The sequence below is a fragment of the Streptomyces sp. NPDC012835 genome (assembly GCF_042900885.1).
In the GTDB taxonomy this organism is placed as follows: domain Bacteria; phylum Actinomycetota; class Actinomycetes; order Streptomycetales; family Streptomycetaceae; genus Streptomyces.
Genome location: NZ_JBIBBW010000007.1, coordinates 94,868 through 121,338 on the forward strand (window position 1 = coordinate 94,868; position 26,471 = coordinate 121,338).

The following is a 26,471-nucleotide window of genomic DNA, read 5'->3' on the forward strand; positions in this document are numbered from 1 at the left end:
ACCGGTGGCGAGCCGGAACCGAACGGAGTTGACCGTGCCCCAGGGGCAGGGTTTTCAATGGCCGCCGGGCACGATCCTGGAGAGGGGGCTCCTGATGGCGTGGAGTACCCGTCGGCTGGCGCAACTCGCGGGGACGACGGCAAAGGCCGTCCGGCACTACCACGAGATCGGCCTCCTGGACGAGCCGGAACGGGCGTCCAACGGCTACAAGCGCTATGGCGTCAACCATCTGGTGCGCCTGCTGCGTATCCGCAGACTGACCGACCTCGGTGTGGCTCTCGCAGATGTCCCCGCGGTCGAGAGCGGTGATGAGAGAGCACGGCAGATCCTTCGGGACCTGGACGCCGAACTCGCGGCGGACATCGAACGCCGACAGCGGATGCGGCGGGACTTGGCGGCCATCATGGACAATCGGGCCGCGCTCGACATGCCCCCGGACTTCAAGACGCTCGCCGACGACCTGCCCGAAACCCAGCGATCCCTGCTGGTGGCCTACTCCAGCATCCTCACACCGGAAGCGATTGCCGCCCTCCAAGAACAGCTTTCGGGACCTCGCGGCGACCTCGAAGCGGAGTTCACGGCGCTCGAGGAGGACGCTCCCGACGACGTACGGCAGCGGCTGGCCGAGCAGATGGCGCCCGAAGTCCGCCAGCAGCACCGGGCCCACCCTGTTCTGGCCGACCTCGGGCTGGCCTCGAACCGAGAAAGGGCGCTAACGGACTCGGTCACCGTGCACGCACTGGTCGAGTTCTACAACCGCGCGCACCTCGACGTGCTGCGACGCGTTCACAGCATCCTCGTCGAGAACGACACCGCGGGGAGCGAGAGCGACGACGCCCAGCAGTGAGGGCAACGCCGGGCAGGCGCACACCGCATCTGTGCCGTCCGCGCGGCGTCGTACCGGCCTACGGAAACGAGGCACGTGCGGCACGTGGACCACACCGACTACGGTTCGCTGATGTCCAGGTGGTAGTGGCAGTGACGACGACTCGGAACACGACGCCCGCTGGAGCCCACCCCCGGATCAACGGTCAGCCGCACGAACCGGTACGGCGGAAGTAGTGGCCTTCGCCCCCGGTCGGCAGGAACTTCATGGTCCGCCGGCCCAACACCATCGCCGAGGTCCTCGCCCTGCTGATAGCCGTGCCGGTCATCGCGTCGTCGAGGGCTCGGCGGCTGTCGGCACTCATCGGTCCGGTCCGATCCGCAGTTGGCGCTGAGATCGAGCATGGTCGTCCAGCACAGCTTCGGGAGGCGGGGTCAGGTTTCTCCGGAAGCCCGGTGGGCCCGGATGAGGAGTGAGAACACGTCAGCATCTACGGGGCCACAGGCAGCGCTGAAGGTGTCCAGCCAGTACAACCAGTCCCGCACACCGGCCGCGCTGCTGAAACGAACGGGGGCTGCCGGGTACGGGCGGATCGCCAGGACTCCGCACCTGCTACGGGTGGTCGACCCGGTCGACGACACCTACCAGCGGCAGATGAACCGTCAGCTCACCGTGCGGGAGTCCCATCACAAGCTCGCCCGCGCCATCTGCCACGGCAAGCGCGGACAGATCATGCGGGCGCCAAGACGCCCAGGAGGACCGGCTCGGCGCGCTCGGTGTCGTGCCGGATGCCGAAGCACTGTGGACGACTCGCCATCTCGACGCCGCATTCGATTTGCGGGCCCGGCCCGCCGAGGAGCGCGAGCACGACTTCCTGGACGAAGACGTCGCCCGCGTCTCCCCGCTGAAGCACGCCCAACCTCAACGTGCTCGGCCGCTACTACTTCACCGCCAGTGTCCCGGCCGCCGGCGCCCGCTGCGCGATCCTGACCCGCCGGAGCTGTACGAGGACGACGACGGGAGCGGTCAGGAGTGACGGGCAGGGCCTGGCCGGTGGCGCGCGGCCCCCGGCTCAGGGTGAGTGCGGGGCGCTGTGTCGCAGGCCGTCGAAGAGGAGGGCGGTGATCTGCCGGGCCTCGACCAACCAGCCCTCCGTGGCGCGCATTCCGCAGATGCCGCCCAGGGCGCGCAACAGGGTGGAGCCTGTGACGTCGTCGCGGACGGTGCCGGCCGCGCTGCCGGCTTCGAGCAGCAGGGAGAGGGCGTTGGCCATACGGGTGCGTGCGTCGTCGAAGACGTGTGAGTCCGTCGCCATGATGCTTTCCAGCACACTGGACATCCCCTTGCCCACCGCCGCGTGGTCCACGAGCAGCAGCAGGAAGCGCCGCAGCGCCTCCTCCGGGGTGTGCTGGTCCAGCAGGACACCGGGCGTGGCGCACAGTTCGTCGACCTCTTTGCGGTAGACCTCCTCGATCAGCGCTTCGCGGGTTTCGAAGTGGCGGTAGAGCGTTCCGACGGCGACGCCGGCGCTGCGGGCGATGTCCTCGACGTGCGCGTCGGTGTCGCCGCCAAGGAACGCCTGGCGAGCCGCGGACAGCAGGGCCTCGCGGTTGCGTCGCGCGTCGGCACGCAGCGGGCGTGATGCCGGCAAGAGAACCTCCATAAGGTGAGTCCGGTTCCGTTTACGTGTACCGTTTCCGGAGTCAGGTTCATCTTACGGAGGAGAGACCCCATGCCCATCACGGACAACAACCTCGACGGCCTTCGGGTACTGGTCACCGGCGGCAGCCGGGGCCTGGGCGCGGCGACCGTGCGCCGCTTCGTCGCCGCGGGCGCGACCGTGCTGACGGCCTCCCGCAGCCGGCCCGAGGAGGACAGCGGTGCCACATTCCTCGCGGCGGACCTCTCCACGCAGCAGGGAGTGGCCGAACTCGGCCGCCGCGTCGTCGAGCAGGTGGGCGGCGTGGACGTGCTCGTGAACAACGCGGGCGCGGCGAGCGCCCCGGCGCCGACCCTGAGCCGGTCGGACGAATCCTGGCAGGCGGACCTGGAGATGAACCTCCTCAGCGCCGTGCGCCTGGACCGGGCCCTGGTGCCGGGAATGGTTGAGCGGGGCTCCGGCGTCGTCGTGCACGTCTCCTCGATCGCCAGCCAACTGCCCCAGCGCACCGAGGCGTCCTACGCCGCCGCCAAGGCCGCGCTCAACACCTACAGCCGCGAACTGGCCACCGAGGTCGGCGGGCACGGCGTGCGCGTGGTCTGTGTCCTTCCCGGCTTCGTCGTCACCGACGGCGCCACCGCCCACCTGAAGCACATGGCCGAGAAGCAAGGCATCACCACCGAAGAGGTCACCCAGCAGATCGTGGACCACCTGAACGTTCCCATGGGCCGCCCCGGCGACCCCGAGGATGTCGCCGAGATGATCGCCTTCCTTGCTTCCAGCCGAGCGAAATGGCTCACCGGAGCACAGTTCCGCGTCGACGGCGGCATCATCCCGACCGTCTGAGCAACCACCGACAGCACGAGGACACTCCATGCCCATCACCCTGACCTCCGTGATCATCGACGCCGCCGACATCGAGAAGGAGAGCTCCTTCTGGCACCGGCTGCTCGGGGGCACCCTCACCCTCACGCCGACCCACCACTTCGTTCAGGCCCCCGGTCTCCCGGTGATCGTCGTTCAGTCCGCCCCCGGACACACCGCCCCCAACTGGCCGGACGGCACCTCCCAGCAGATGCACCTCGACTTCGGCGTCGACGACCTCGCAACCGCCGACCGCACGGCCACCGACGCCGGCGCCACCCGACTGCGGCCCACCGAAGAGGTCACCCCGGAAACCCGGACCGGTAGCCGGGTCTACGCCAGCCCGGCCGGACACCCCTTCTGCCTGCGCTCGACCTGAGCCGACCGGCCGTCCATCGGGCCGCGCCTTTCGTCAAACGATCGTCCACGATCCACGGTCGAATACCGACAGCTCACGCACGGCCGAATCTTCACACCGGTTACGCCCCACCAGCCCACTTCAACAAGATCGCGTTACCAGCTCCTACTCAACCCATTTCAGAGACCTGCCCGCGCTTGATTCGCTCTGGCTCGGTCAACTGACGCACCACGAAGGCGGGCAGAGAATAAGTCCGGCGTTCACAACCGAGGCGGCCTCGGTGATGTGATCCGCGGTTACTGACGACACAGGTCGAAAAAGGAAAAGAAAACCCGCGCCTTGCCCTCGTCGTCATACCCCGCTCACAGCACACCACCTCCTGACCAGTTCAGGGGGAGATCGCCCCGTCACCGGCGCCTCCGGGTGCACCAACGGCCTCTTCCACGGGCGCTATGGCACGTCCAGCACACCTTTCGCCGGCGTCGACTCCGGTCTCCGCACCCACCGCGATCCCCGGCCCGCGCCGGCTCGGGGGCCCCAGGCAGGGGCACCCGGGCCCGATCACGTCCTGGGGCAGGGGCTGTTCGAGGGCGCTTTGCGCGTGTATCCGCCGCCGAGGCATTGCGCACGCGAGGGATCGCCTCCCGGCGCGACGGAACCGCTCGGTCCTACGAAGCGGCCGTCGCCCCTGCCCCACTCGGGGCGTGAGCGTGAAGACTGACGACCCGCCTCAGTCCATGTCGTCCGCGTCCTCCTCCATGCTCTCGTACCCGGAGCGGAAGAGTGCGGAGAAGCTGGGGTGCTGGGTGGTGTCGCCGTACTTCGGTGCGAACTCGTAAGCGGCCCACTCGCCGTCCGGCCCGATGTCGGTCGGGTCGAGCAGCCAGAAGTCCTCTCCCCGGGCGATCTCGACGGACCGGCGGAACAACTCGACGTCTTCCTCGTTGCCGGGTATGGACGCGTAGGTCTCGATCACCCGGCTGCCGGCCTCGCTGTCCCGCATCCACACGACGCGGTCGCACGGATGGACGCCGTCCACGTGGTCATCGAGGCGCGTCCACCCGTCGCTCGCCAGGAAGAATCCCCGCAGGCTGGGCGGGAACCGCACCCCGAGCCGTTCCTCGGCTGCCGCCAGAGCCTCCTGGCGAGCAGGGGCTTCACCCAGCCACAGCTCGACGTGTCCGCCTTGGTCCAGAGCCTCCAGCTGATCCTCGTCCAGGAGGTCGTCCAGCTCTTCCTCGTCGGCAAGGGTCTTCACGTACAGCTCGCCGTACCGCTGCAGAAAGTCGCGCCACGCCTCTGGCGCAGTCAAGACGTCGGCAACTTCATTGTCTTCAGGCTCAGTTGTCTCACTCATGCCGATCATGGTGCCAGGTGGCTACGACAATGCAGGGGAGGCGTCGGCCCCCTGGTGCTGGACCTGTCGAACTGCCGGGCAGTCAGGCGTTGCTGACACCGCTCCCGGTGCTGCGGGCCCGCCGTTCGGTGATGTCGCGGTACAGGGCGCCGAGCGCGGCGGCCTGGACGAGGGCGCCGATGGGAACGCCTATCAGCCCTGCGGGGCCGGCGACGAGGAACACCATCGAGGTCGGTGCCGTGACCAAGAAGGCCCATATTCCGGCGAAGCTGGCGTCTCCGGAGGAGGAGTGGGAGATGGCGTCGATGGTCACCCACAGGCACACCGCGAGAACAACACCCAAATATCCCAGGGACAGAGGGTTGACCAGGTAGTGGCGGAGATTCTGGGAAAACGAGCGACGATTCTCTTCCATGACGGATCTCCTGGGAATTCCGGAATGCCCGGTACGGTGGCTGACCTGCTGACGGTCTGAACAATGCCTTTCCGCGAGTTGCATCACATGAGTACCCCTACTCATGTTCGCCTTCGGCCTTCGCATCTGCCGGCCGGGGTCGGACATTCCGGCCGCCCATGCTTCTGACGACGCTGCACTTCCAGCCAGTCCCCGGGGGCTTCCCCCGGGGGCGCGGGTGGCAACAACGCCGGGCGCTATGCGGGCTGGCCGTGTCCGCCTGGGCGCGGGGCCCGGATCAGCCAGGGGCGTACCACGCCTGACCACCCGGTCATTTCCTCGCCTACCGGGCCGGCGCGCGGCGTTACCTGGAATGCGTGTCGCGCAGGGGTGGTCGGAGGACGGCGTGAAGGCTGTCGGTATGTACGGGTTCGGTGGTCCGGAGGTCCTGCGGGTGCTGGATCTGCCCGAACCTCAGGCAGGCCCTGGTGAGGTCCGTGTCCGGGTCCACGCGGCCGGGGTGAGCCCCACGGACGTCATGCTGCGTACGGGCGGGCACGCGGTGCGGATGCCCGGCCGTCGGCCTCCGTTCGTAGCGGGCATGGATGCCGCCGGGGTCATCGACCAGATCGGGCCCGGGGTCGAGGGGCGGCTCGCAGTGGGCCAACGCGTGGTGGCGCTGGTGCTGTTCACCGGTCCGCACGGGGGCGCCTACGCGGAACAGGTCGTCGTGCCGGCCGAGTCGGTCGTGCCGGCGCCGGGAGGGAATGGGTTTTCCCGAGGCGTCCACGCTGCCGATGAACGCCATGACCGCGCGACTGGCCCTCGACGTGCTGGACCTGCCGCCGGGCGGGACGGTCGCGGTGACCGGTGCCGCGGGTGCCGTGGGCGGCTACGCGGTCGAGCCGGCCTCGGCGGACGGGCTGACGATGATCGCCGACGCGGCCCCTCGCGATGTCGAAACGGTGCGTGGCTTCGGGGCGGACCACGTCGTCGAGCGCGGTGCCGGAATCGCTGAGCGCTTCCGTGCGCTCGTGCCCGAGGGCGTGGCCGGTGTGGTGGACGGGTCGGCCCAGACCGCCGACCTGGTGCCCGCGATCAGCGACGGTGGCACGCTCGTCGAGCTTGGGACCGGCCGAGCGGGACATCAGGGTATGCCCGGTGACGGTCCCCGATCGCATCGGCGACACGGCCGGCCCGGACACTCTCTGCCGTCAGGCCGAGGCCGGCGTGCTGACACCGCGCGTCGCACAGGTGCTGCCTGCCGCAGTGCGTGGAGACGAGGGTCAGCAGATCGCGCCACGTGGCGCGACGGGTACGAGAAGGGATGAAGTGCATGTGAGGCCCCTCACACGACCAAGCGGGAACGTCACCGCCTTTCCACCCGACCACTGTAGAGATGCCGCGCGTCGGAAGCTCTGATGTAGCGCGGCTAGAGCGTTGGACAGCACGGTCGGGAGCAACATTGAGCAAGCACATTGATAGAGCCCTGGCGCCCGCGCTCTCACTTCCTGAGCAGTCGGGACGTCGACGGCTTCCGGCCCCCACGCTGCTCGGTTTTGTCCTGTTGCTCGCCGTGATGTTCGGCGTCTCGTACGCGGTGGGACATGCGGTCGGTCCGGTCGCTCCGGGGATGCACGGGTCGAGCAGTGGCGGCGGCGCCGACGGCCACGGCGATGAGTCGGGCTCCGGTGACATGGGCGGCATGGAGATGGATCACGGGAGTGGTCGCTGATGGGCGCCGTGCCTGTGCAAGCCCTGACCGTCACCGACATCACGGTCGGCGGGATGACGTGCGCCGCCTGTGTGCGGCGCGTCGAGAAGAAGCTGGCGAAGATCGACGGGGTCGCGGCGAGCGTGAATCTCGCCACGGGCGGCGCCCGGGTCAGCCACCCCGCCGACGTCAGTCCGCAGGAGCTGGTCGCGGCGGTGGAGCAGGCGGGGTACACGGCCCGGCTGCCGCAGCCGGAGAAGGAGGCAGTCGCGACGCGGGACGACAAGGAGTCGGCGGCCGACCGTGCGGAACGGCAACGGCTGGTGGTCGTCGCGCTGCTGGCGGTGCCGGTGCTGGTGCTGTCGATGGTTCCGGCGTTGCAGTTCCGGAACTGGCAGTGGTTGTGCTTCATGCTGGCGGCGCCGGTCGCGGTGTGGGGTGCGTGGCCGTTCCATCAGCGGGCGTCGCGCGGGGCGCGGCATGGCGCGGCGACGATGGACACGTTGGTGTCGCTGGGTGTGGCGGCGTCGTTCTCGTGGTCGGTGTACGCGCTGTTCCTGGGAGGAGCGGGCCGGGTCGGGATGCGGATGCCGTTCACGCTGGTGCCGTCCGCCGCGGACGGGGTCGCGCATCTGTATCTGGAGGCGGCGGTCGGCGTGCCGCTGTTCGTGCTCACGGGCCGGTTCCTGGAGGGGCGGGCGCGGCGGGGGACCGGGGCCGCGCTGCGGTCGCTGGCCCGGCTCGGTGTGAAGGACGTCGCCGTTCGCGAGGGGCGGCATGAGCGGTTGATTCCGGTGGAGGAGCTGGCCGTCGGGGCCACGTTCCTCGTACGTCCCGGCGAGCGCGTCGCCACCGACGGTGTGGTGGTGGAGGGCAGTTCGGCGGTCGACCAGGCGCTGGTGACCGGCGAGAGCGAGCCGGTCGAGGCGGGGCCCGGGGACACGGTGGTCGGGGGCGCGGTCAACGCGGGCGGGCTCCTGCTCGTGCGGGCGAGCGCGGTCGGCGCGGACACCCAACTGGCCCGCATCACGCGGCTGGTGACCGAGGCGCAGGCGGGCAAGGCGCGCGCGCAGCGCCTCGCGGACTCGGTGGCCGGGGTGTTCGTGCCGGTGATTCTGGCGCTGGCGGTGACGACGCTGGGTTTCTGGCTCGGTGCCGGCACGGAGGCACAGGCCGCGGTCACCGCGTGTGTCGCGGTGCTGGTGGTGGCCTGTCCGTGCGCGCTGGGGCTGGCCACGCCGACGGCACTGATGGCCGCGACCGGGCGGGGCGCGCAGCTCGGCGTGCTGGTGACCGGGCCGCAGGCGCTGGAAGGGTTGCAGCACGTAGACACCGTCGTGCTCGACAAGACCGGCACGCTGACATCGGGTCACATGAGCGTGGCCCGGGTCACGGTCGTTCCCGACGGCCCGACGGAGGGCGAGGTGCTGCGGCTGGCGGCGGCGGTCGAGGACGCCTCGGAGCACCCGCTGGGCCGGGCGATCACCGTGCACGCCGTGCGCGCGCTCGCCGATGAGGTGCTGCCGCCGGTGTCGGACTTCGTGGCGACGCCCGGATTCGGTGTACGCGGCCGGGTGAACGGGCGGCTCGTCGAAGTGTCCGCCGTGGGCGACGGTCTGCCGGAAGCCCTCGGGGACGCCTTGCGTGCCGCCGAGGAAGCGGCGCACACCGCGGTGCAGGTGTCGGTGGACGGCACGGTGGTGGGACTGTTCGCGGTCGGGGATGTGCTGCGGCCGGGCAGCTACCGGGCGGTGGACCGGCTGCGTCGGCTGGGGGTGCGGCCGGTGCTGGCCACCGGGGACCGTGAGGCTCCGGCACGTGCGGTCGCCTCGCGGCTGGCCATCGACGAGGTGCACGCCGCCTGCTCGCCCGAGGACAAGGCCGCCTTGGTCGCCGCGTTGCGTGCCGAGGGGCGCCGGGTCGCGGTCGTCGGGGACGGCGTCAACGACGCGGCCGCCCTCGCCTGCGCCGATCTCGGGATCGCGATGGGCGCCGGCACGGACGTGGCGATCGGCGCCGCCGACGTGACGCTCGTGCGTGGCGAGATCGAGGCACTCGCCGACGCTGTACGGCTGTCCCGTGCTGCACTCGGCACGATCCGCGCCAATCTGGTGTGGGCGTTCGGCTACAACGTGGTGACCGTGCCGCTGGCCGTGGTCGGTCTGCTGAACCCGATGCCGGCCGCGGCGGCGATGTCGCTCAGCTCGGTCCTCGTCGTCGTCAACAGCCTGCGCCTGCGCACCTGGCAGCCCGCACCCACCGCCACCCGCCCGCACAAGCCCGGACAGCGGGCAAGGAGCACCTGGTGAACATGTCCACGACCGTCCCGGCCGCACGCACGGCCGGGAGACTGCGGCAGTCGCTGCTCGCGGCAGCCGCCCCCGTGGCCGCCTGCATGGTGGCCCTGGGCGGGCTGACCGCGTGGACGTCCCTCGGGAACGCGGGTACGCCGCCCGACCTCGCCATCACTCGTGCCCGCGTCTTCCTGCCGACCGGCGGCACTCCGGACACGGCCGCCTTCTTCCGTGTCACCAACCAGGGTGACTCCACAGACGAGTTGACGGCGGTCACCTCCCCCTCGATCGGGGACGGGATCGCTCTGAGCCGCCACCGGATGACGCCGGAGGGCGCGGCCTACCGCGACGTCGCCGACCGGATCCAGGTGCCCGCGCGCGGCACGCTGGACATGACCCCGATGTCCAGCGACGTCACCGTGCCCGCCGACCCGGACTGGAGCGTCGGTGACCGGATCTCCTTCGATCTGCACTTCACGCACAGCGGCACGGTGCGCGTGCGAGCGGACGTCGTGCGGCCCGGATCGCTCTGATCATGAGCCGCACACCGTCCCGCAATTCAAGGTAGTCGGCAGGCGGAGCCCCGTGGTTCCCGGAGGGGAAAGGAGAATCCTCACGAGTGGATGTGCGGGGACGCGCCTTTCGCGTGGGCCCGGTCCACGCCAGCATCTTTCCTGCGGAGTGCGATGGAATTCGCCTTCCCGAGCGTGCTCCGCACTCCTGTCGGCTGCCCTGATCGCCACACCCCGTCCCGGTGCGGGAGGCAGCCGGCAGGATTTCTTCTTTTCTCCGAGCACGACGGGAACCGGAAAGCCGGACCGCCCGACTACTGGGGCGGGGGATCAGTCCCCCTCTCGTGGACACCGGAGGAACGCGCATGCCCGTCACCAGACCAGCAGCCGCCGTCGCGGCCGTCATCGCCCTGAGCCTCGCAGCCACGGCCTGCGGCGGATCGGCCGATGACGACACCTCGGGCAGCCGTGCAGGAGCGACCGCCGGGGGCTCCGGCTATCCGGTGAAGGTCGAGAACTGCGGTACCACACAGGTCTTCGACAAGGCGCCGAGCAGGGTCGTCGTCATGAATGGCGCCTCCGTCGCCGAGGTCTCGACGCTGCTGGCCCTGGGGCTCGGCGACAAGATCGTGGCGAACCAGCAGTCGTACGGCATGTCCGAGGTGCCCGGCCGCGCCGAGGCGATCAAGAAACTCCCGACCGGCGGCGTCAAGCTGAACGACGCCTTCGACATCCCCCGCGAATCGATGATCGGGCTGCGCCCCGACCTCGTCCTGTCCACCACGTCGTACGGCTTCGACGCGAAGAACGGATTCGCGACCCGTGACGAACTGAAGAACGCGGGTGCGCGCACCTACATTTCCCCACAGGGCTGCCACGACGAGAATTCCGAACTCACCATCGAGGACAGTTACCGTCTCCTACGTGACATGGGCCGGATCTTCCACGTTTCGGACCGTGCCGAGAAAATCATCACCGCTTCCCGCAAGCACATCGCCGACGTCGCGGCGAAGGTGAAGGGAAAGAAGAAGCCGAAGGTCATGATGCTGTTCACCAACATGACGATGGGCAGCAACGAATTCAGCGCGGTGGTCGCCAAGGGAATCTACAACGACATTCTCGGCAAGGCAGGGGCCGCCAACGTCTTCGAGAACGCGTCGAAGACGTCGTTCGCCGACCTCAGCAAGGAGAAGGTGGCGGCCACCGACGTCGACGCGCTCGTCGTCATCGCCTACCAGGACCCGAACCCCGCGGCCTACGCCCGGAAACTGTTCAAGGAGTTCCCCCAGTGGCCGGCCGCGAAGACCAACACGTACGTGACGGTGTCCGACTCGATCTACCTGAGCCCCGACAACGACCGGGCCGTGGAGAAGATCGCGAAGAAGCTGCACCCGGACGCGTTCTGACCCCACCGGGCCGGCGCCGCGCGGCGCTCGCACTCGTCGTCCTGCCCCTCGTGCTCGTTGCCGTGATGCTGATCGCGGTCAGCATCGGCGCGGTCAACGTGCCGCTGGGTGAGGTGTGGCGCATCGTTCTGCACCACGTCACCGGCATCGGCGACCCGCCCGCCGACGGCGCTCTGGACCAGATCGTGTGGACGTTCCGCACCCCGCGCGTGGTGCTCGCCGCCGTCGCGGGCGCGGGACTCGCCCTGACCGGCGCGGTGCTCCAGACAGTGGTCGCCAACCCGCTCGCCGATCCGCTCGTGCTCGGCTTCTCCTACGGCGCCACGTTCGGCGCCGTCCTCGTCATCACCCTGGGCGGGGGAGCGGCCCTGTTCGGGGTGGGGGTGTCGGCCGCCGCGTTCGCCGGATCGGTCGTCGCGGGCGCGCTGGTGTTCTGGCTGGGACGCAGGCGGGGCCGCATGGCGCCGACCCGGCTGATCCTGGCCGGCGTGGCGGTCGGCTACGTGTTCCTGTCGGCCACCAGCTACGTCCAGCTCCAGGCCACCCCCACCGAGCTGCGCACCGTGATGTTCTGGATGCTCGGCAGCGTGGCCGGCGCCCAGTGGCACCAACTGCCCGCCGTCACCGCCGTCGTCATCGGCTGCACCGGCCTGCTCACCCTCTTCGGCCGCAAGCTCAACGTGCTCCTCGCCGGAGACGAGACCGCGACCTCACTGGGCACCGACGTCAACCGGCTGCGCACCCTCCTGCTCCTGCTCAGCGCCCTGCTGACCGGCTCGGTGATCGCGGTCGCGGGCGGCATCGGCTTCGTCGGCCTGATGATCCCCCACCTGGTACGGCTCACCACCGGCGCCGACCACCGCCGACTACTGCCGTTGTCCGCCCTGCTCGGAGCGGTCTACCTCGTCCTCGTCGATCTGCTCTCGCGCACCCTGAACCGGCCGAGCGAACTCCCGCTCGGCATCCTCACCGCCCTCCTGGGCGCTCCCTTCTTCCTGTGGCTGCTGCGCCGCAACAAGGGTCTGGACTGACACGCATGCGCCTCACCGTCGACCGGCTCCACATCACCCTCGACCGGCACCCCATCCTCAACGGCGTCGACCTCGACGCCCGGCCCGGCGACCTCGTCGGACTCGTCGGCCCCAACGGCAGCGGCAAGTCCACCCTCCTGCGGGCCGTCTACCGCTCTCTCAAGCCGGCCGACGGCGCGGTCCGGGTCGGCGACGACGACATCTGGACACTCAGCCCGCGCGCCGCCGCGTTGCGCACCGCCGCCGTCCTCCAGGACGGAACCGGCGGCAGCGGCGGACTCACGGTGATTGAGACCGTCGCCCTGGGACGGGCGCCCCATCATGGCCTGCTGGGACGCGACGGACCCCAGGACCGGCATGCGGTGGAGGGTGCCGTGGACCGGTGCGGCGTCCGGCACCTGGTGCACCGCGACTACGCCTCGCTGTCGGGTGGCGAGCGCCAACGGGTGCTGCTCGCGCGGGCCCTGGCCCAGCTGCCCCGCCTGCTTGTCCTGGACGAGCTGACCAACCACCTCGACATCCGAGCCCGGTTCGAACTACTGCACCTGATCCGGTCCACCGGCACCACGACGCTCGCCGTCCTGCACGACCTAGACCTCGCGGCCCGGTTCTGCGACCACCTCGTCGTCCTCGACCAGGGCAGCGTCGTCACCGCCGGACCCGTCCTCGACGTGCTCACTTCGGCCGTACTCGCGAAGGTCTTCGGCGTGGCCGCAGCAGCACGGCGCGACGAGGACGGTGTGGTCCGGCTCACGTATGCGGCGGATCCGCTGAGCGTGGACGGTCACGTAGCGAACTAGCGGCTTTGGTGGCGCTGTTCAGTGCTTCAGGGCGGTGAGCAGCGCCTCGCACGCCTCGGCGGCCGTTCGGGCCGTCTCCGTACAGACGCGGCGGTGTTCGCGGTGCCCGGCATGCCCGCCGCACAGCTCATGAGCGTCGCGGCAGGCGATGAGGCAGGCGTCGAGCTGTGCCGCGATCAGCGGCCGTTGCGCGTCGTCCCCGCGCAGCAGCAGCCTGGCCGTCGTGGCGGCCACGTCCGCGCAGTCGAGGTTCTGGGTGATCGCCCTGGCGAGCAGGAGGCGACGCGGAGCCCGGTCGGAAACCGGACGGGACGCGGGGACACAGCAGTCGGGCACGAGGAGCGCGCACGGCTGAGGAAGCCTCAGCGGCGCGGCCAGCCAGGACTCGACGGCTCGCAGCGCGTCGAAGGCCACGCGCTCGCCCCGGGCCGGCCGGCCGCCGCACAGCGCTGCCGCGAGGACGTGGGCGGCGAGCATGCCCGCCGAGGACGCGGCACTCATGCCCTGCCCCGGGGCGCCCATGCCGGGCATCGCGTGCAGGGCGGTACTCGCCGAGCTGCTCATCCCTGGCATGGACGGCATGGAGCCATTCTGCGGGTGGGGTGTCGGCGGGGCCGTGCAGAGCAGGTACGCGAGCCAGCGTCGCGGCAGGGACCCGCCGACGTCCGGTCGCGCCGCGGCCTGCGCCAGACACAGCATCGCGTGCAGGGCGACCTGGATTCCGACGCGGGCCCTCACCACGGTCCGCCCCGCGCGTTCAAAAGCGGACAGCCCCCAGCCGACGACTCCCGTCGTGATCAGGGCCACGAGCAGAGCCCACCACGGGACTCCGGCGCCGGACATGACGACATGCCCCAGGGCCGCGAGCGTTACGCGGATCGCCGCGAACACCCCGGTCCGCACAGTGCGCGCACACCGTCCAGCAGTCATGGCGCGCTCATGCTCCCACCTCGCCACCCGGCCTCACGGAGCATTGCCGAAACCACCACGGCACCCCCCGCGTCAACCGCCCGCCCCGGTGCTCCTCAGCGCGCGGTGCCAGTGCCAAGATGTGGCTGTGTCCGTCAGCCGGTTGTCCCGCGCGTCCCGCGCCGCGATGTTCGCCGCCGTGTGCGTCGTGCTCGCCGCCGTGGGCCACGTCTGGATGTCCGGAACGCCGCTGCCCTGGCCCGTACTCGCCCTGGCAGCCGCCGCGACGGCGCTGACCGGCTGGCTATTCGCCGCCGAGGAACGCCGACCGCGCACCGTGGTCGCGCTCACGTTGGCCGTGCAGGCGTGCCTGCACATCGCCTTCACCCTGTCCCAGTCGCTCGCGCACGCCACCACCGGCACGTCCTCCGCAGCCGCCCCCGAGCAGTGGGCCCGCCTGCTGCTCTGCGGGGACCCCACGCCCCAAGCGGCCGCCCGCGCCTACGATCTGGCGCTGCGGACCGGTCTCACCGAGCAGATGAACATGCCCACCGGTGGGCACGGCAGCGGCGCGATGGCGCACGACATGGCCGGGATGGACTCCATGGCCGGCATGCACCACATGGGAGCGATGTCGGGCACGGCGTCGTGGGGGATGCTCGTCGCGCACGTGGCCGCAGCGCTGGTCTGCGGCATCTGGCTGGCGTTGGGGGAGCGGGCCGCGTTCCGCGTCCTGCGCGCCGCCGCCGACCGGGCGTTCGTGCCCCTGCGCCTGGTCCTGGCCCTGTGCCCGGTGGCCCAGGTCCCCGCACCTGTCCGGCGCACCGTCACCACCGTCGCACCACTGCGCTCGCGGCTTCTCGTTCACACCCTAGCCACCCGAGGTCCCCCTGGAGAGCCCGCTGTCGCCTGACAGCCGGTGCCACGCGTCCGGGCGGCCGACCGCCGCCCGGACGCGCTCCCGCGCCACGCCCTGACGGGCGGCGCGGGTTCAACTCCCGTCATCCCGTGACCCACCGTGAGCTGTCCGGCCCCGCGCCGACAGCCGCTCACGCGTGCGCCCAGCGGGATCCGAGAAGGGACCTCGGGCAATGACTCCTGCCCCGTCCGCGGTGACCGACGACACGGTCACCGCCATCGCCCTTGCCGCCGCACGCGGCGACGACCAAGCCCTGGAACACTTCGTACGCGCCCTGCAGTTGGACGTGCGCCGTTTCGTGACCTATCTGGCCAAGGACGCGCAGGCCGCCGACGACCTCACCCAGGACACGTTCCTGCGCGCCCTGTCGAGCCTGCACCGATTCGAGGGCCGCTCTTCCGCCCGTACCTGGCTGCTGTCCATCGCACGCCGCGTCGTGGCCGACAGCCTGCGCCACGCGGCCGCCCGGCCACGCATCTCCGATACCACCGACTGGCAAGGCGCCGCCGAGCGCAGCCAGCCCAGGGGGCTGCCCGGCTTCGACGACGGCATCGCCGTCATGGAACTCGTCGAGGCCCTGCCCCCGGACCGGTACGAGGCGTTCGTGCTCACGCAAATGCTCGGCCTGTCCTATGCGGAGGCCGCCGTGCTGGCCGGTTGCCCAGTGGGCACGGTGCGCTCGCGTGTCTCACGGGCCCGCGCCCGGCTGGAGCGGTCTCTCACAGGTACCGCAACGCCGTCATCCGGCCCCGGCGCGCTCGAACTCGCCGCGGCCTGACCCGACACGGGCTGACGCCGCACCGCACACACGCCTGCCCCCTGGGGGGTGCGGCGTCAGCCCGCCACCACGACTCCTCCGTCCTTGCCGTGACCCCGTTCACGACAAGACGCCGGGAACTCGCCCGCCCTCGCGTCCGACCACTACACCGGACCGCCGAAAGCGGTGGACGACGTTCCGTTACAGAAGGGCCCGTTATGGCGGAAAGCCACACAGCGCAAGCTGCGACGGACATATCCACAGCCGACCCCACCCTCGCGCCCCACGAGGGCGACGCGACAGCTCCGGTCACCGAGACGCGCACGCAGCCCGGCGCCAAGCCGCCCGTGTCGTGGAGCGGCCTGCGCCCGATCCTGCTCCGGCTCCACTTCTACGCGGGCGTCCTCATCGGCCCGTTCCTGCTCGTGGCCGCTGTCACCGGACTGATGTACACCGCGACCCCGCAGATCGAGGCGGTCGTCTACCGCCACGAACTCAAGGTCACCCCGCACGGCACTCCCCAGACGCTGTCCGCCCAAGTGGCGGCGGCACGCAAGGCGGTCCCCGACGGCACGCTGTTCTCGGTGACCCCGGCCACCGGCCGCACGGACAGCACCCGCGTCGTCTTCGACCGGCCCGGCCTGCCCGACAACTACACCCAGACCGCCTTCGTGAACCCGTACACCAGCGAAGTGCTCGGCCAGGAGCGGACGTTCGCCGGCTGGTGGCTGCCGGTCCGGTCCTGGGTGGACGGCTTTCACCGGCACCTCAACCTGGGCGAGCCCGGCCGGATCTACAGCGAGATCGCGGCGAGCTGGCTGTGGGTGGAGATCCTCGGCGGACTCGCCCTCTGGCTGACCGCCCCACGCTCCCGCCAGCGGATCCGGCGGGTGCTCATCCCCCAGGGCGGGCCGAAGGGGCGCCGGCGCACCATGTCCTGGCACGCCGCGGTCGGCGTGTGGGCCTCGGTCGGCCTGCTGGGCCTATCCGCCACCGGCATGACCTGGTCCGTCCACGCCGGAGCCAGCATCGGCAAGGTCCAGTCGGCACTGGCCGGCCCCACACCGGCAATCTCCACGACCCTGCCGGGACACACCGCGCACCAGCCCACCGGCTCTGACACCCGGACGAGCAAGGGCGACGTCGGCATCGACGCGGTCGTGGCCTCCGCGCACGCAGCCGGGCTGCGCGGCGTCCTCAACGTCAGCCCGCCGACCAAGGACCAGGCCACCTACGTGGTCAAGGAGAACACCCGCAGCTGGCTCGAACGCCACGACACCGTGGCCGTCGACCCCACCACCGGCAAGATCACCGACCGCGCGAACTGGGCCGACTATCCGCTGCTGTCGAAGATGACCAGCTGGGGCATCGACGCCCACATGGGCCTGCTGTTCGGCCTTGCCAACCAGATCGTCCTCGCCCTGATCGCCATCGCCCTGATCGGCATGATCCTGTGGGGCTACCGCATGTGGTGGCTGCGCAGGCCCACCCGCACCGACGGCTTCACCCTCGGCCGCGCCCCCACCCGTGGCACCTGGCGGCGCCTGCCCGGCTGGTTCCTCGCCCCGGCCGTCCTGCTGACCGCCGCCATCGGCTACTTCGTCCCCCTCTTCGGCCTGCCCCTGCTGGTGTTCATCGTCGTCGACCTGATCGTCGGTGCGCGACGCCGGCGCCGTAACGAGCCCAAGGAGGTGGCCGCGTGATCAACGCGACCGGACTGAGGTGGATCCTCACCGCACTTTTCGTCCTGCCCGCCTGCTACGCCCTGTGGCTGGCGGCGACGCCGGGACGCCCCGTCGTCAACCGCGTCGGCCACGCCCTGCACGCGGTCATGGGAGCGGCGATGGCCGCGATGGCCTGGCCGTGGGGGATGGATCTCCCCGCAGGCCCGCAGGTGATCGTCTTCTCCGCGGGCGCGCTCTGGTTCGCCGGTGCCGCGCTCGCCCGCTCCGCGCGAGCGACGACCCGCACCGCGGCGCTGTCAGGCGCCCTGCCCCACATCGTGATGATGGCCTCCATGGCCTGGATGGCGGCGCTGATGAACGGCTCCGGCATGGCCGGAAGCATGGGAGGCGCGGCCCAGGACATGCCGGGAATGGACATGTCCGGCACCGACGCCACCAGCGCCATGACGCTCTCCCAGTCCGGCGACCAGTGGACGGCCGCACTGTTCGCCCTGGTCCTCCTGGTGCTCGGACTGCGCTGGCTGGCCCAGGCATTCGACGAGCAGCGGCTGGCCGGTGCGGCACCTGGCGGGCGCTCGGTCGCGATCCTCGCGGGCGAAGCCTCCGAGCCCGCCTGCCACGCGGCGATGGCCGTCGGCATGGGGGTGATGTTCGCTCTGCTCGTGTGAGGGCGAAGGGGGCGGGCCGCAGCCCGCCTTTCTTTCAGTGAGTCGTCCGGAGACCGCTCGCGGTTCCCGGACGACTCACTGTTCCGGATGCACCGCAGGCGCGCTGGAGCGACCACCGCGGCGCGTGTGCATCGATGGCTCGTCCCGCGATCGCGTCCGGTGTGCCGGCGCCGGGTATGACGGCAGCACAACGTGCACAACCGTCCGAAGGGAGCAGGGGCATGACCGATCTGACGGGCCTCCAAGAGGTGGCTACCTTCTGCGGGAAGTGCACCTGCGGCTGCCCGCAGCTGTTCATCGACCCCGCCGCACCGGAGGACAAGCGCATCGTCATCACCGACGACTTCGGCCAGTGCGTGCAGATGAGCGCCGACCAGTTCTCCTCCCTCGTGGAGGAGGCCAAGGAAGGGAAGCTGGACGCACTGGTCGCGGCCTGAACCCTCGGTGCAGGGTGCGCCGTCGCGGCGCACGGCAAAGGCTCCTGTGGGCGCGTAGCCCACGGGAGCCTTTGCCGTACCTGCCGGTGACGGGTGACTCGGGGACAACGGCGAGCACGTTGAGCAGCGTCGCCACGGTTCGGCTGCTGTCGATGACCGCGGTGGTGGGCACGGACGGGCCTCCAGTTCGGTCGTACGGAACGGGTGACCTGCCGCCATCACCTTATTGCACATATCTTGCAACTACGGTTTACGCGCAGAAGGAGCCTGGAGTGAGCGCACCGGTGGTGCTGGGGATCGAGTCGTCGTGCGACGAGACCGGCGCGTGCATCGTGCGGGACGGAAAACTGCTGGCCCACGTGGTGGCGTCGAGCATGGAGGAGCACGCCCGCTTCGGTGGGGTCGTGCCCGAGATCGCCTCCCGTGCCCACCTCCAGGCGTTCAGGCCGGTCGTGCGAGAGGCGCTCTCGCAGGCCGGGATGCGGCTCGGGCAACTCGACACGGTCGCCGTCACCACGGGGCCCGGCCTCTCGGGCGCTCTCCAGGTCGGCCTCGCCGGAGCCAAGACCCTCGCCTACGCGGCCGGGGTCCCGCTCTACGGGGTGCACCACCTGGCGGGACACGTCGCCGCCGACACTCTCGAACACGGGCCGCTGCCCGAGCCGTGCGTCGTCCTTATCGTCTCCGGCGGCCACACCTCGCTGCTCCTCGTGCGTGACCTGGTGCGCGAGCCGATCCTGCACTTGGGCGACACCCTCGACGACGCCGCCGGAGAATGCTTCGACAAGGTCGCCCGGATCCTCGGCCTGTCCTACCCCGGCGGCCCCGCTATCGACCGCGCCGCCAAGGCGGGGAACCCGGATGCGGTCGCTTTCCCCCGCCCCCTGATCAAGGGCGGCAACGACCCGTACGCCTTCTCCTTCTCCGGACTCAAGACGGCAGCACAGGACTGCGGGTCCACCCCCCAGTGCCTACGCCTCGGAGAGGCCACCGGATCGGCCGCCCGTCCACCGCTCTGCGCGCCCGCTGCACGCCTGTCCACCGGCTGTCCACCGGGGGCGATCATGAGGCCCCGAGCGGGCAGGATTGCCCACGCAAATGGATCATGAAAAACACAAAGGCCCAGGTCAGAGACTATCTGTCCTGGGCCTTTTCGGAGCCGCCTTCGGGATTCGAACCCGAGACCTACGCATTACGAGGGCCTGCAAGATCATCCCAGCTGATGCCGGACGATGCCACAGAGTGCCGTTTTCCCTGATCAGAGACCTGCAGCCCTGAGCTCCGTGACGTCTAGTCCACCCCCGTGCCACCCGGTCCGCTCACGCAGCGCTCACGCAGGCCAGCACTTTCTTGCAGACACGTCTCACAGCGATCACCACGTTCTGACTGTCTCCGCCCGCCTCGCAGCCGGGACGTGTCGCAGTGAGCGTTTTCAGTACGGCCACTGATCGGGTGACGGGGCGGTGTGATGTTGGGGTACGCAACGGACAGGGCTCCCGTGCCGTTGAGGGAGGTGTTCGACGTCTCAGCTCAGCAGCACAGGAGCCCTGTTGGTTCCGTATCCTGCCGCACTCGACCTGCCTCACGCCCTGGTCGAGTGGGTCACGATGCTCATCGTCACCCGCGAGGGTGACCGGCGGTGCAAACTCCTGCCGCGCCGCCGTGCACTGGTCGCACTCGTGTACCTGCGCCGCCATGACACCCTCGCCCGGATCGCCGCGCCCTTCGGCATATCCGTCGGCACCGCCCACGCCTATGTCACGGCGGTCACCGGGCTGCTCGCCGAGCAGGCACCGGGCCTACTGAAGACGCTGCGCGTGCACGATCCGGACTTCGTTCTCCTGGACGGCACGCTCGCCGAGTGCGACCGCGTCGGTGACGGTAGGGCGGACTACTCCTCGAAACACAAGCGGCACGGAGTGAACGTGCAGGTCGTCACGGACCCGGCCGGGGAGATTTTGTGGCTGTCGCCGGCACTGCCGGGCCGGACCCACGATCTGACGGCCGCCCGCACCCACAAGATTCTCCGGATCTGCGCGCGCCAGGGCGTTCCGATCCTCGCCGACATGGCCTACATCGGTGCAGGCGACTGGGTCACCACCGCCAAGCGCCGACCGCCGGGCGGTGAACTCACCCTTACCGAGCGGGCCGAGAACCGGGCCCTGTCCGCGGCCCGGGCACCTGTCGAACGAGGCATGGCACGGCTGAAGTCCTGGCAGATCTTCCGCAGATCCCGCATCAGCCCCAACCGCATGAGCGTCATCACCAGAGCCGTCCTCACCCTGGAGAAACAACGCTGAAAACGCTCAGTAACTCTCTCAGTCTGACGCCAGCGTCGCTGCGAGAAGTCCTGTACGAGACTCCAGCTCTCGGGCGACCTGCACGCGCCGCTGGGCCTGCGAGGGCTTCGGAAGCACTGTCTTCAACGCTGCCCGCACCGTCTGACGCCATGTCCCCCATGCTGCCGACCACTCGTCCACTGCAGCCGAAACAACATCGCTGTCGACTGGCAGAGCGAACTCGCCCGTGAATTTTGGATCGACGGCTAGCAATGCCACCACGGCTCTCGAGTGAGCTTCGCTCGGGGTCTCCATCAGCTTATTCTGGCCAATCAGAACATCCCCTTGATCAAGCAGCGTCTCACCAAGAGTTGCCGGTGCCGATTCATGGGCTGGAACATTCATAGTGGTGATCATTCCAGTCCATGATTCCTCGGACGGAAGGAAATCTCTAAGCCTAGGCGGAATGCCATGCTCCATCAGAATGCGGGCTGCGATAGGCGCCGGATCAAATACGGTGCGGCGGACAGCCTTCTGCTGTTGCTCGCGGCCACTTATCGTCCGCTGAGTGCGCTCCATGGCCAGATCCCGTATGGCCCGCTCGACGGCGCGGGCGGCATCATCCGAGTCCTCGCCAAACAGGTACTTCATGGCCCAGGAGTCGAATGCCTGTCGGTCTGGCTGCCGAAGCTCATCATCGATAGGCAATGCTGACCGACTCGACACGCGATTGAACAGCTCAACCATGTCCTCAGCTTGCGCCCTCGTGAAGCGAAGCGGATTAATGATGGGGAGCTGTGCAAGTTCTCGAACATAGGTATGCAGGACTCCATCCCCGCCACCCCGGCGCCCATACACCTCTGCCATCAGGTTCGTCCACGTAAGGTTTGCGACGGCAGCAAACGCGCGAGGCACCGACAACTCCGCGGGGGGAGCCGAGTAGAGGAAGTTGTCTGGAATAAGAATATCTGCTGCAAGCGTCGGAGCGTAATGACGATCCCCTCGACCCTTCAGCCAGCACACCCTGCCCTGGCCAGTCGGAATTCTAGGAACCTGAAACCAGACGGGACGCACGCGGACTTGAGGGCGGAGAGCGGGAATTCCTCCGGCTCTCCGGCTACCTTCCTTGGCCGGGAAGTCAGTTGTTTCACCGTAGTGAATGTAAGTCAGGACATGAGCCCATCGCTTTAGCTCCAACTCGCTCTTGGAGTCAGTCAGATAGAGCATCCGCCACGGGTCAGTGTCTTCCGACTCAACATCAATACGCCCATCCAACACTCCAGGACGCCGCACCATAGGCTTGAGTGCCTCACGCTCAAGCACATGCAGAGCCCCCCGACCATCGCGGACAACGGTGAGGCGTTGCCGATCTCGCTGGGATCGCAAACCCATTCGAGCTGTAATCGTCGCGTCAGTCACTTCCTCAAGGCAGAAGTAGCCGACAACTCGCGTGGGAATCCCTGATTTCGCCGGCGCGATTTCTCCGAGTCTCACGAGATTCGAGCTTGCACGACGGCGCAGCGCCCCAATGGCAGGCGGCTCGACAAGACAGGCCCCCCAGGAAGACCCCAGCTTTCCAGGAAAAGCTGACGCTGCCCCAAGGATTCGAAAATCAACCCCGCTAGTCATTACGCGCCTTCCTCCGATTCCTCAGCATCGCGGCCCGAAGCCGTTAGTTGACTTTGCGGGAAAACCCGAATATCCCAGCGGAGATCCTCGCCCACATCCGATGCGGCAGCCAGGATTTCGTCTATGACGTCTTCTGCCCGCTTTCCACGAGGGAGGTCCGTAGCCAAGAGTTCAGCCAACGGTTGCTTTAGGCGCACAAAGCGAACGAGATGATCGGAAGGAATGCTCACATTGGGCATATGCGAGAATCTCGCTGCAGGCTCCTCTACCTTCTCCGCGAGAATGATGACGGTATTCTGCTTTGCGGCGAACCAGCGCTCGACGCGGCTGTCAATCAGGGCATGCACCTTGAAATACCTGCCGAGGAATGCCAGAACAGCATCACCATATTCCGAGGCGAGCAAGTTCCATGACACGATGAAACCCAGCCGCCCTCCAGGCCGGAGATACATGTGAGCGCCCGCCACGAAGAACGCCCAAATATCCGCCTTCCCCGTAAAGTTCGGGTAGGTTGTTTGAGTTTTATTGAAATGCTTCTGCAGGAATTCGAAAACCTCCTGACGCTCCTCCGAGGTTCGGTTCTCAAAGCGAATGTACGGCGGATTCCCGACTACAGCATTCACGCTGGCCGGATACTTAAGACGCCCCACTGACGGCAGCGTCAGAGGGCTACCCTCACCGGGATACGTATCGAAGAAGTCAGTGCGGAACACTCGGGGATAGGCAGACGTCGCCGAGGAGTCAGCAAGCGTCAAATTGAAGCCAGTAAGCGAGGCTGCAAATTCGGCCAACTCAACGGCATAGACTTCCTCGAGTGATTGCTCATGTGTCGACCCGAGAGCTCGCTTCCTGTCATAGCACATCGTGACGAACGTGCCAGCTCCCGACGACGGATCGAGCACGATATCTGCGGGCTCGCGTACGGCGTATGCAGTAATCAACTCAACAACGGTGTCAGGCGTATAATGAACCCCCATGACGTGCCTGTGCTCATCGTCAAGCAGGGATTCATAGAGCCCGGGCACATAGGTTGCCGGCGACTCCCAGTCTGCACTCTTGACTACGTCGATTACCTTGCCCCAACGCGCTCCAACATCGTGCGTAGCGCTGTCACCATCAACGAAAACGATCTCATCCAGGTCCGTGGAAGAGAACTGGACCTCAAAGTCACCCGTCTTACGGCGCGCATGCTCATACAGGCTGCGAAGGTCGCTTGCGACCCTCCTGGGATCTGATGTGCTTCGCGCGATCTCCAGGTCATCCATTCCAAAACTACCCCCGTCAGGTCGCGTAGCAGTCGCGAGGGCTTGGTAGAGCATAAGACGCGTGGAGATAACGAATGCAGAGATAGTTGCAACCTGCTCAGACTCCGCGAAGAAGTGCTCCACGTTCCCATATGGATCCAGAGAGATTTCGACACCAAACTGCGATCGAAAGATCTCTAGCGTTCTCTCTCGGAATTCACTATCAGTCGCCGCTTTGCGGATTCGACCAGCCGCCTCGACTGCAGCGTTAGAAATGGCGTCCTTCAGTTCGGATACTTGCGGCGGAAGTTTCTTTTCAACGCCCTTGGGATGCAGCCTGCGGCGGTAGATCTCGGCGAATTCGTCTAGGAAGTTGCGCCAGTTTACGCTCATCTCATCTCGACGCGCAGACGCGTAATATGAGTGGCTCAATCCCTTTACGAGATCACGCTTCAGGATAGGCGTCGGCTGATGCGGCCCGTCTTGTGTTCCCCACAGCATGATCTCGCGGAAGTTGCACGTGAGAAAGTACGGGAGGCCGCGACCGATTGCCTTCTTCCAGGCGTCGATCAGGAGGGCGGGGTCATCGGCCTGCGCTATCTCCGGGCGCTTCATCTCCACACTAGCGAGCGCCGTGTGCTTTGACCGGAGCGTCAGGTCACATCGCTTGGTAGCACCGGAATCCTGATCGAATACGTGCTCTTCCACATCAGCGTGGTAGAAGATCGGATCGACCTTCTCGCCTTCTAGCTTGGCTGCCCTCGCTTCTGTTGGGGAACTAAACCAGCCGGCAAGGGTGCGCTCGTCAACAATTCGCTTGCCTTTTGCCACTCGAGTCATCCTGCTTCCTGGTCCACCGCTGCGAGTTCGCCAATCCTGATGGCGGATTCTATCCCGCCGTACCTGCTGAGTCTTGCTCCTGCGTGAACGACCGTCGGTCATGCTGCTGCGAGGTAGCGGCGCAACCAACACGGCCTAGCCTCGATCTTTCTTGACGGTCCGCCGACGGAGTTGGCGGACCGTTTGGCTTTCGGTGGCCGAGTGTGGGCAGGCCGACAGCCCGAGTGTCGCGTCGGGTGGGCGCCGGGTTCCACTTTCCCGGTGTGGTGGTGCGGATCGTTGGGGCGGCCGGAGTGGCTGGTCAGCCGGGGCTCGGCAGGGCATTGAGCCGGTCGGTTGCCTGGGTGATCTCGTCGGTCCAGGGCCATCGGGTGGTGAAGCGGAGCCGGCGGCGGCGGCCGGTGGTGACGAGACGGGCGGCGGCGGAGAACAAGCGCAGGCGGAGCTTCTTGGGTTCCCAGCGGCGGGTCTTGCCGGTCAGGGCGAGCATCGGCATCCAGGGGAGGAGGTCGAGTGCGAGGGAGACGATCTCCAGCCAGATCTGGTTCTGTGCGGTGTCGTGCAGGGGGAGGTTGCGCAGTCCGGTGTCGCGGGCGTTTCGGATGCGGTCCTCGCAGCGGGCCCGCCGTCGGTGGCGCAGTTCGAGGTCGGCGAGCTGGCCGCCTTTGCTGTTGGTGGCGAAGCAGGTCAGCCGCAGTCCGTCGAGGTCGGTGAAGCGCAACTGGGCGCCTGGGTGCGGCCTTTCCTTGCGGACGATCAGCCGCATGCCCTTCGGCCAGGAGCTCAGGTCGGGCATGTCGGTGATCTCTGCGACCCAGGCTCCGGGCCGCTCGGCGCCGCCGGCGTCGTAGGCCGGTGTCCATGCCTTCTTCGGGATCTTCAGGACGGCCTGGTGGATGGCGTCGGTGATGGTCATTCCGACGGAATACGACAGCCACCGGCCGGGCCTGGTGAGCCAGTCGAGGAAGGCGTGGGTGCCGCCGGCGGAGTCGGTGCGTATCAGTGTCTGCCGGCCCCGCCGCAGGTGTTTCGGCAGTTGTGCCAGGGTGAGTTGGGTGGTCGCGATGTGATCGCTCGCGGTGTTGGAGCCCGCTTTGCCGGGCCGCAGCAGCGCGGCCACCGGCTCCCCGGACCCGGCTGGGCCGTGGTCGACGAACGCGACGAGCGGGTGATGGCCGAAGGTCTTTTTCCAGGTCGCGGTGGCATCCTGCTTCTCGGAGTGCGCCAGGACCAGCACACCGTCGATGTCCACGATCACCTGGCCGTCGGCGGCCGGGCTGTCCGCACCGGCCAACTCCCAGACCCGCGACCGCACTTCGGAGCATGCGTCCCGGATGGCGGTAAGGGCCTTCGGCCCGGCTGCGGCGAGCGCGTCGACGAGACGGGAAACCGTCGGATCCGAGGCCACCGGCCCAAACACGTCGGGCTCGGCCCGCAGCATGCCGATGTCGGCCAGGCAGTCGCCGCCGAGCGCGACGGCCAGGGCCACATCCAGCAGGACCTTGCCCGGATCGTGCACTGTCCTCGGCTTGCGCCACGGCGCCAGTGCCGCCGATGTCGAGGTGTCCAGGCCCACCTTGCGGACCGTCTCGACCAGCAGCACCGACCCGGCCTGCGAGACCGTCCCGCGGCCACCGCCCTCGACGCGGACACGCGGGTACAACCCGATACGCTTACTCACCTGGAGAGTGCTTCTTTCCTCGCAGCTGACAGGACCCTCGACAAGTCCCATCGTTGCAGGTCAGAAGCACTCTCCGCTTGTTTAATCAAGGTATGGACGAGCGCGCTCATGAAAGCGCGAGGCTAGTCTTGGGCCAGAGGTGATCACGAACAGCGTGACACGTCTGTCAGGTGGCGAAGCGGAGCAGTGTGCTCCGCGACGGCCGAC

General features: G+C 68.4%; 24 protein-coding genes and 3 pseudogenes. 19 read left to right on the forward strand and 8 right to left on the reverse strand.

Annotation, left to right across the window (positions count from 1 at the left end):
• The first annotated feature begins 94 nt into the window (after positions 1-94).
• Positions 95-847 carry a MerR family transcriptional regulator gene (locus ACFY6S_RS26020; protein ID WP_388827494.1) on the forward strand — a complete coding sequence of 251 codons (753 nt, stop codon included), beginning with the start codon at positions 95-97 and terminating at the stop codon, positions 845-847.
• Positions 848-1,031: 184 nt separating this feature from the next.
• On the opposite strand, the gene ACFY6S_RS26025 is transcribed toward ACFY6S_RS26020, so the two are convergent.
• Positions 1,032-1,190, reverse strand: a complete 159-nt coding sequence (locus ACFY6S_RS26025; protein WP_388827492.1) for a hypothetical protein — start codon at positions 1,188-1,190, stop codon at positions 1,032-1,034.
• A gap of 212 nt (positions 1,191-1,402) precedes the next feature.
• Here ACFY6S_RS26025 and ACFY6S_RS26030 point away from each other — a divergent pair.
• Positions 1,403-1,862 (forward strand): annotated as a pseudogene (locus ACFY6S_RS26030) (Tn3 family transposase); the annotation flags it as partial.
• 36 nt (positions 1,863-1,898) lie between these two features.
• Here the strand turns inward: ACFY6S_RS26030 and ACFY6S_RS26035 are convergent.
• A complete protein-coding gene (locus tag ACFY6S_RS26035) occupies positions 1,899-2,477 on the reverse strand; it encodes a TetR/AcrR family transcriptional regulator (protein WP_388827489.1) in 579 nt (192 codons plus the stop codon).
• Between the two features lie 81 nt (positions 2,478-2,558).
• Between ACFY6S_RS26035 and ACFY6S_RS26040 the strand changes: the two genes are divergently transcribed.
• Positions 2,559-3,332 (forward strand): SDR family oxidoreductase, encoded by a 774-nt coding sequence (locus tag ACFY6S_RS26040; protein WP_388827486.1) that lies wholly within the window; start codon positions 2,559-2,561, stop codon positions 3,330-3,332.
• A gap of 28 nt (positions 3,333-3,360) precedes the next feature.
• The gene (locus tag ACFY6S_RS26045) at positions 3,361-3,729 is read left to right on the forward strand and encodes a VOC family protein (RefSeq protein ID WP_388827483.1); all 369 of its coding nucleotides are present in this window, start codon (positions 3,361-3,363) and stop codon (positions 3,727-3,729) included.
• A gap of 709 nt (positions 3,730-4,438) precedes the next feature.
• Here ACFY6S_RS26045 and ACFY6S_RS26050 read toward each other — a convergent pair.
• Positions 4,439-5,074 carry an SMI1/KNR4 family protein gene (locus tag ACFY6S_RS26050; RefSeq protein WP_388827480.1) on the reverse strand — a complete coding sequence of 212 codons (636 nt, stop codon included), beginning with the start codon at positions 5,072-5,074 and terminating at the stop codon, positions 4,439-4,441.
• A gap of 73 nt (positions 5,075-5,147) precedes the next feature.
• On the reverse strand, positions 5,148-5,480 hold the full coding sequence (locus ACFY6S_RS26055; RefSeq protein ID WP_388827477.1) for an SCO4225 family membrane protein: 333 nt from the start codon (positions 5,478-5,480) through the stop codon (positions 5,148-5,150).
• A gap of 517 nt (positions 5,481-5,997) precedes the next feature.
• Between ACFY6S_RS26055 and ACFY6S_RS26060 the strand changes: the two are divergent.
• The 8 genes and pseudogenes from ACFY6S_RS26060 to ACFY6S_RS26095 all read left to right on the forward strand — a co-directional run.
• Positions 5,998-6,159, forward strand: a pseudogene (locus ACFY6S_RS26060) (alcohol dehydrogenase catalytic domain-containing protein); the annotation flags it as partial.
• Positions 6,160-6,226: 67 nt separating this feature from the next.
• The gene (locus ACFY6S_RS26065) at positions 6,227-6,790 is read left to right on the forward strand and encodes a hypothetical protein (protein ID WP_388827795.1); all 564 of its coding nucleotides are present in this window, start codon (positions 6,227-6,229) and stop codon (positions 6,788-6,790) included.
• A gap of 134 nt (positions 6,791-6,924) precedes the next feature.
• A complete protein-coding gene (locus tag ACFY6S_RS26070; protein ID WP_388827474.1) occupies positions 6,925-7,194 on the forward strand; it encodes a hypothetical protein in 270 nt (89 codons plus the stop codon).
• Positions 7,194-9,482: a heavy metal translocating P-type ATPase gene (locus ACFY6S_RS26075; protein WP_388827471.1), complete on the forward strand. Its 2,289-nt coding sequence runs from the start codon at positions 7,194-7,196 to the stop codon at positions 9,480-9,482. Before ACFY6S_RS26070 ends, ACFY6S_RS26075 begins: the two co-directional genes overlap by 1 nt.
• Positions 9,483-9,484: 2 nt before the next feature.
• The gene (locus ACFY6S_RS26080) at positions 9,485-10,000 is read left to right on the forward strand and encodes a copper chaperone PCu(A)C (RefSeq protein ID WP_388827766.1); all 516 of its coding nucleotides are present in this window, start codon (positions 9,485-9,487) and stop codon (positions 9,998-10,000) included.
• Positions 10,001-10,344: 344 nt separating this feature from the next.
• Positions 10,345-11,385: an ABC transporter substrate-binding protein gene (locus ACFY6S_RS26085; protein WP_388827468.1), complete on the forward strand. Its 1,041-nt coding sequence runs from the start codon at positions 10,345-10,347 to the stop codon at positions 11,383-11,385.
• A 65-nt stretch (positions 11,386-11,450) separates the two neighbouring features.
• Positions 11,451-12,416, forward strand: coding sequence for a FecCD family ABC transporter permease (locus tag ACFY6S_RS26090; protein WP_388827763.1), 966 nt, complete (start codon positions 11,451-11,453; stop codon positions 12,414-12,416).
• A gap of 5 nt (positions 12,417-12,421) precedes the next feature.
• Positions 12,422-13,216, forward strand: coding sequence for an ABC transporter ATP-binding protein (locus ACFY6S_RS26095; protein ID WP_388827465.1), 795 nt, complete (start codon positions 12,422-12,424; stop codon positions 13,214-13,216).
• An 18-nt stretch (positions 13,217-13,234) separates the two neighbouring features.
• On the opposite strand, the gene ACFY6S_RS26100 is transcribed toward ACFY6S_RS26095, so the two are convergent.
• On the reverse strand, positions 13,235-14,146 hold the full coding sequence (locus tag ACFY6S_RS26100) for a hypothetical protein (RefSeq protein ID WP_388827462.1): 912 nt from the start codon (positions 14,144-14,146) through the stop codon (positions 13,235-13,237).
• Between the two features lie 127 nt (positions 14,147-14,273).
• Here ACFY6S_RS26100 and ACFY6S_RS26105 point away from each other — a divergent pair, with 127 nt between their 5' ends.
• From ACFY6S_RS26105 to ACFY6S_RS26135, 7 genes and pseudogenes are all read left to right on the forward strand, one after another.
• Complete coding sequence (locus ACFY6S_RS26105; RefSeq protein ID WP_388827460.1) at positions 14,274-15,038, forward strand: hypothetical protein; 765 nt, start codon at positions 14,274-14,276, stop codon at positions 15,036-15,038.
• Positions 15,039-15,216: 178 nt separating this feature from the next.
• Positions 15,217-15,822 carry a sigma-70 family RNA polymerase sigma factor gene (locus tag ACFY6S_RS26110; RefSeq protein ID WP_388827457.1) on the forward strand — a complete coding sequence of 202 codons (606 nt, stop codon included), beginning with the start codon at positions 15,217-15,219 and terminating at the stop codon, positions 15,820-15,822.
• A gap of 197 nt (positions 15,823-16,019) precedes the next feature.
• A complete protein-coding gene (locus ACFY6S_RS26115) occupies positions 16,020-17,504 on the forward strand; it encodes a PepSY-associated TM helix domain-containing protein (protein ID WP_388827454.1) in 1,485 nt (494 codons plus the stop codon).
• Positions 17,501-18,154 carry a DUF5134 domain-containing protein gene (locus tag ACFY6S_RS26120; protein ID WP_388827451.1) on the forward strand — a complete coding sequence of 218 codons (654 nt, stop codon included), beginning with the start codon at positions 17,501-17,503 and terminating at the stop codon, positions 18,152-18,154. Before ACFY6S_RS26115 ends, ACFY6S_RS26120 begins: the two co-directional genes overlap by 4 nt.
• Before the next feature lie 221 nt (positions 18,155-18,375).
• Positions 18,376-18,591 carry a hypothetical protein gene (locus ACFY6S_RS26125; RefSeq protein ID WP_388827448.1) on the forward strand — a complete coding sequence of 72 codons (216 nt, stop codon included), beginning with the start codon at positions 18,376-18,378 and terminating at the stop codon, positions 18,589-18,591.
• A 284-nt stretch (positions 18,592-18,875) separates the two neighbouring features.
• Positions 18,876-19,535 (forward strand): annotated as a pseudogene (gene tsaD, locus ACFY6S_RS26130) (tRNA (adenosine(37)-N6)-threonylcarbamoyltransferase complex transferase subunit TsaD); the annotation flags it as partial.
• A gap of 606 nt (positions 19,536-20,141) precedes the next feature.
• The gene (locus tag ACFY6S_RS26135; protein WP_388827445.1) at positions 20,142-20,891 is read left to right on the forward strand and encodes a transposase family protein; all 750 of its coding nucleotides are present in this window, start codon (positions 20,142-20,144) and stop codon (positions 20,889-20,891) included.
• A gap of 18 nt (positions 20,892-20,909) precedes the next feature.
• Here the strand turns inward: ACFY6S_RS26135 and ACFY6S_RS26140 are convergent, their stop codons facing one another.
• The 3 genes from ACFY6S_RS26140 to ACFY6S_RS26150 form a co-directional block, all read right to left on the reverse strand.
• The gene (locus ACFY6S_RS26140) at positions 20,910-21,617 is read right to left on the reverse strand and encodes a hypothetical protein (RefSeq protein WP_388827441.1); all 708 of its coding nucleotides are present in this window, start codon (positions 21,615-21,617) and stop codon (positions 20,910-20,912) included.
• Positions 21,618-22,498: 881 nt separating this feature from the next.
• A complete protein-coding gene (locus ACFY6S_RS26145; protein ID WP_388827438.1) occupies positions 22,499-24,574 on the reverse strand; it encodes an Eco57I restriction-modification methylase domain-containing protein in 2,076 nt (691 codons plus the stop codon).
• A 310-nt stretch (positions 24,575-24,884) separates the two neighbouring features.
• Complete coding sequence (locus ACFY6S_RS26150) at positions 24,885-26,264, reverse strand: IS1380 family transposase (protein WP_388827435.1); 1,380 nt, start codon at positions 26,262-26,264, stop codon at positions 24,885-24,887.
• Positions 26,265-26,471: the final 207 nt, after the last annotated feature.

What these genes read in the sequence shown, in the direction of transcription:
- ACFY6S_RS26020 (WP_388827494.1), top strand. Translation starts at nt 95, where the DNA reads ATGGCGTGGAGTACCCGTCGGCTGGCGCAACTCGCGGGGACGACGGCA.
- ACFY6S_RS26050 (WP_388827480.1), bottom strand. Translation starts at nt 5,074, where the DNA reads ATGATCGGCATGAGTGAGACAACTGAGCCTGAAGACAATGAAGTTGCC.
- ACFY6S_RS26095 (WP_388827465.1), top strand. Translation starts at nt 12,422, where the DNA reads ATGCGCCTCACCGTCGACCGGCTCCACATCACCCTCGACCGGCACCCC.
- ACFY6S_RS26055 (WP_388827477.1), bottom strand. Translation starts at nt 5,480, where the DNA reads ATGGAAGAGAATCGTCGCTCGTTTTCCCAGAATCTCCGCCACTACCTG.
- ACFY6S_RS26025 (WP_388827492.1), bottom strand. Translation starts at nt 1,190, where the DNA reads ATGAGTGCCGACAGCCGCCGAGCCCTCGACGACGCGATGACCGGCACG.
- ACFY6S_RS26075 (WP_388827471.1), top strand. Translation starts at nt 7,194, where the DNA reads ATGGGCGCCGTGCCTGTGCAAGCCCTGACCGTCACCGACATCACGGTC.
- ACFY6S_RS26040 (WP_388827486.1), top strand. Translation starts at nt 2,559, where the DNA reads ATGCCCATCACGGACAACAACCTCGACGGCCTTCGGGTACTGGTCACC.
- ACFY6S_RS26085 (WP_388827468.1), top strand. Translation starts at nt 10,345, where the DNA reads ATGCCCGTCACCAGACCAGCAGCCGCCGTCGCGGCCGTCATCGCCCTG.
- ACFY6S_RS26080 (WP_388827766.1), top strand. Translation starts at nt 9,485, where the DNA reads ATGTCCACGACCGTCCCGGCCGCACGCACGGCCGGGAGACTGCGGCAG.
- ACFY6S_RS26110 (WP_388827457.1), top strand. Translation starts at nt 15,217, where the DNA reads ATGACTCCTGCCCCGTCCGCGGTGACCGACGACACGGTCACCGCCATC.
- ACFY6S_RS26140 (WP_388827441.1), bottom strand. Translation starts at nt 21,617, where the DNA reads ATGGTTGAGCTGTTCAATCGCGTGTCGAGTCGGTCAGCATTGCCTATC.
- ACFY6S_RS26100 (WP_388827462.1), bottom strand. Translation starts at nt 14,146, where the DNA reads ATGACTGCTGGACGGTGTGCGCGCACTGTGCGGACCGGGGTGTTCGCG.
- ACFY6S_RS26125 (WP_388827448.1), top strand. Translation starts at nt 18,376, where the DNA reads ATGACCGATCTGACGGGCCTCCAAGAGGTGGCTACCTTCTGCGGGAAG.
- ACFY6S_RS26090 (WP_388827763.1), top strand. Translation starts at nt 11,451, where the DNA reads ATGCTGATCGCGGTCAGCATCGGCGCGGTCAACGTGCCGCTGGGTGAG.
- ACFY6S_RS26115 (WP_388827454.1), top strand. Translation starts at nt 16,020, where the DNA reads ATGGCGGAAAGCCACACAGCGCAAGCTGCGACGGACATATCCACAGCC.
- ACFY6S_RS26065 (WP_388827795.1), top strand. Translation starts at nt 6,227, where the DNA reads ATGGGTTTTCCCGAGGCGTCCACGCTGCCGATGAACGCCATGACCGCG.
- ACFY6S_RS26045 (WP_388827483.1), top strand. Translation starts at nt 3,361, where the DNA reads ATGCCCATCACCCTGACCTCCGTGATCATCGACGCCGCCGACATCGAG.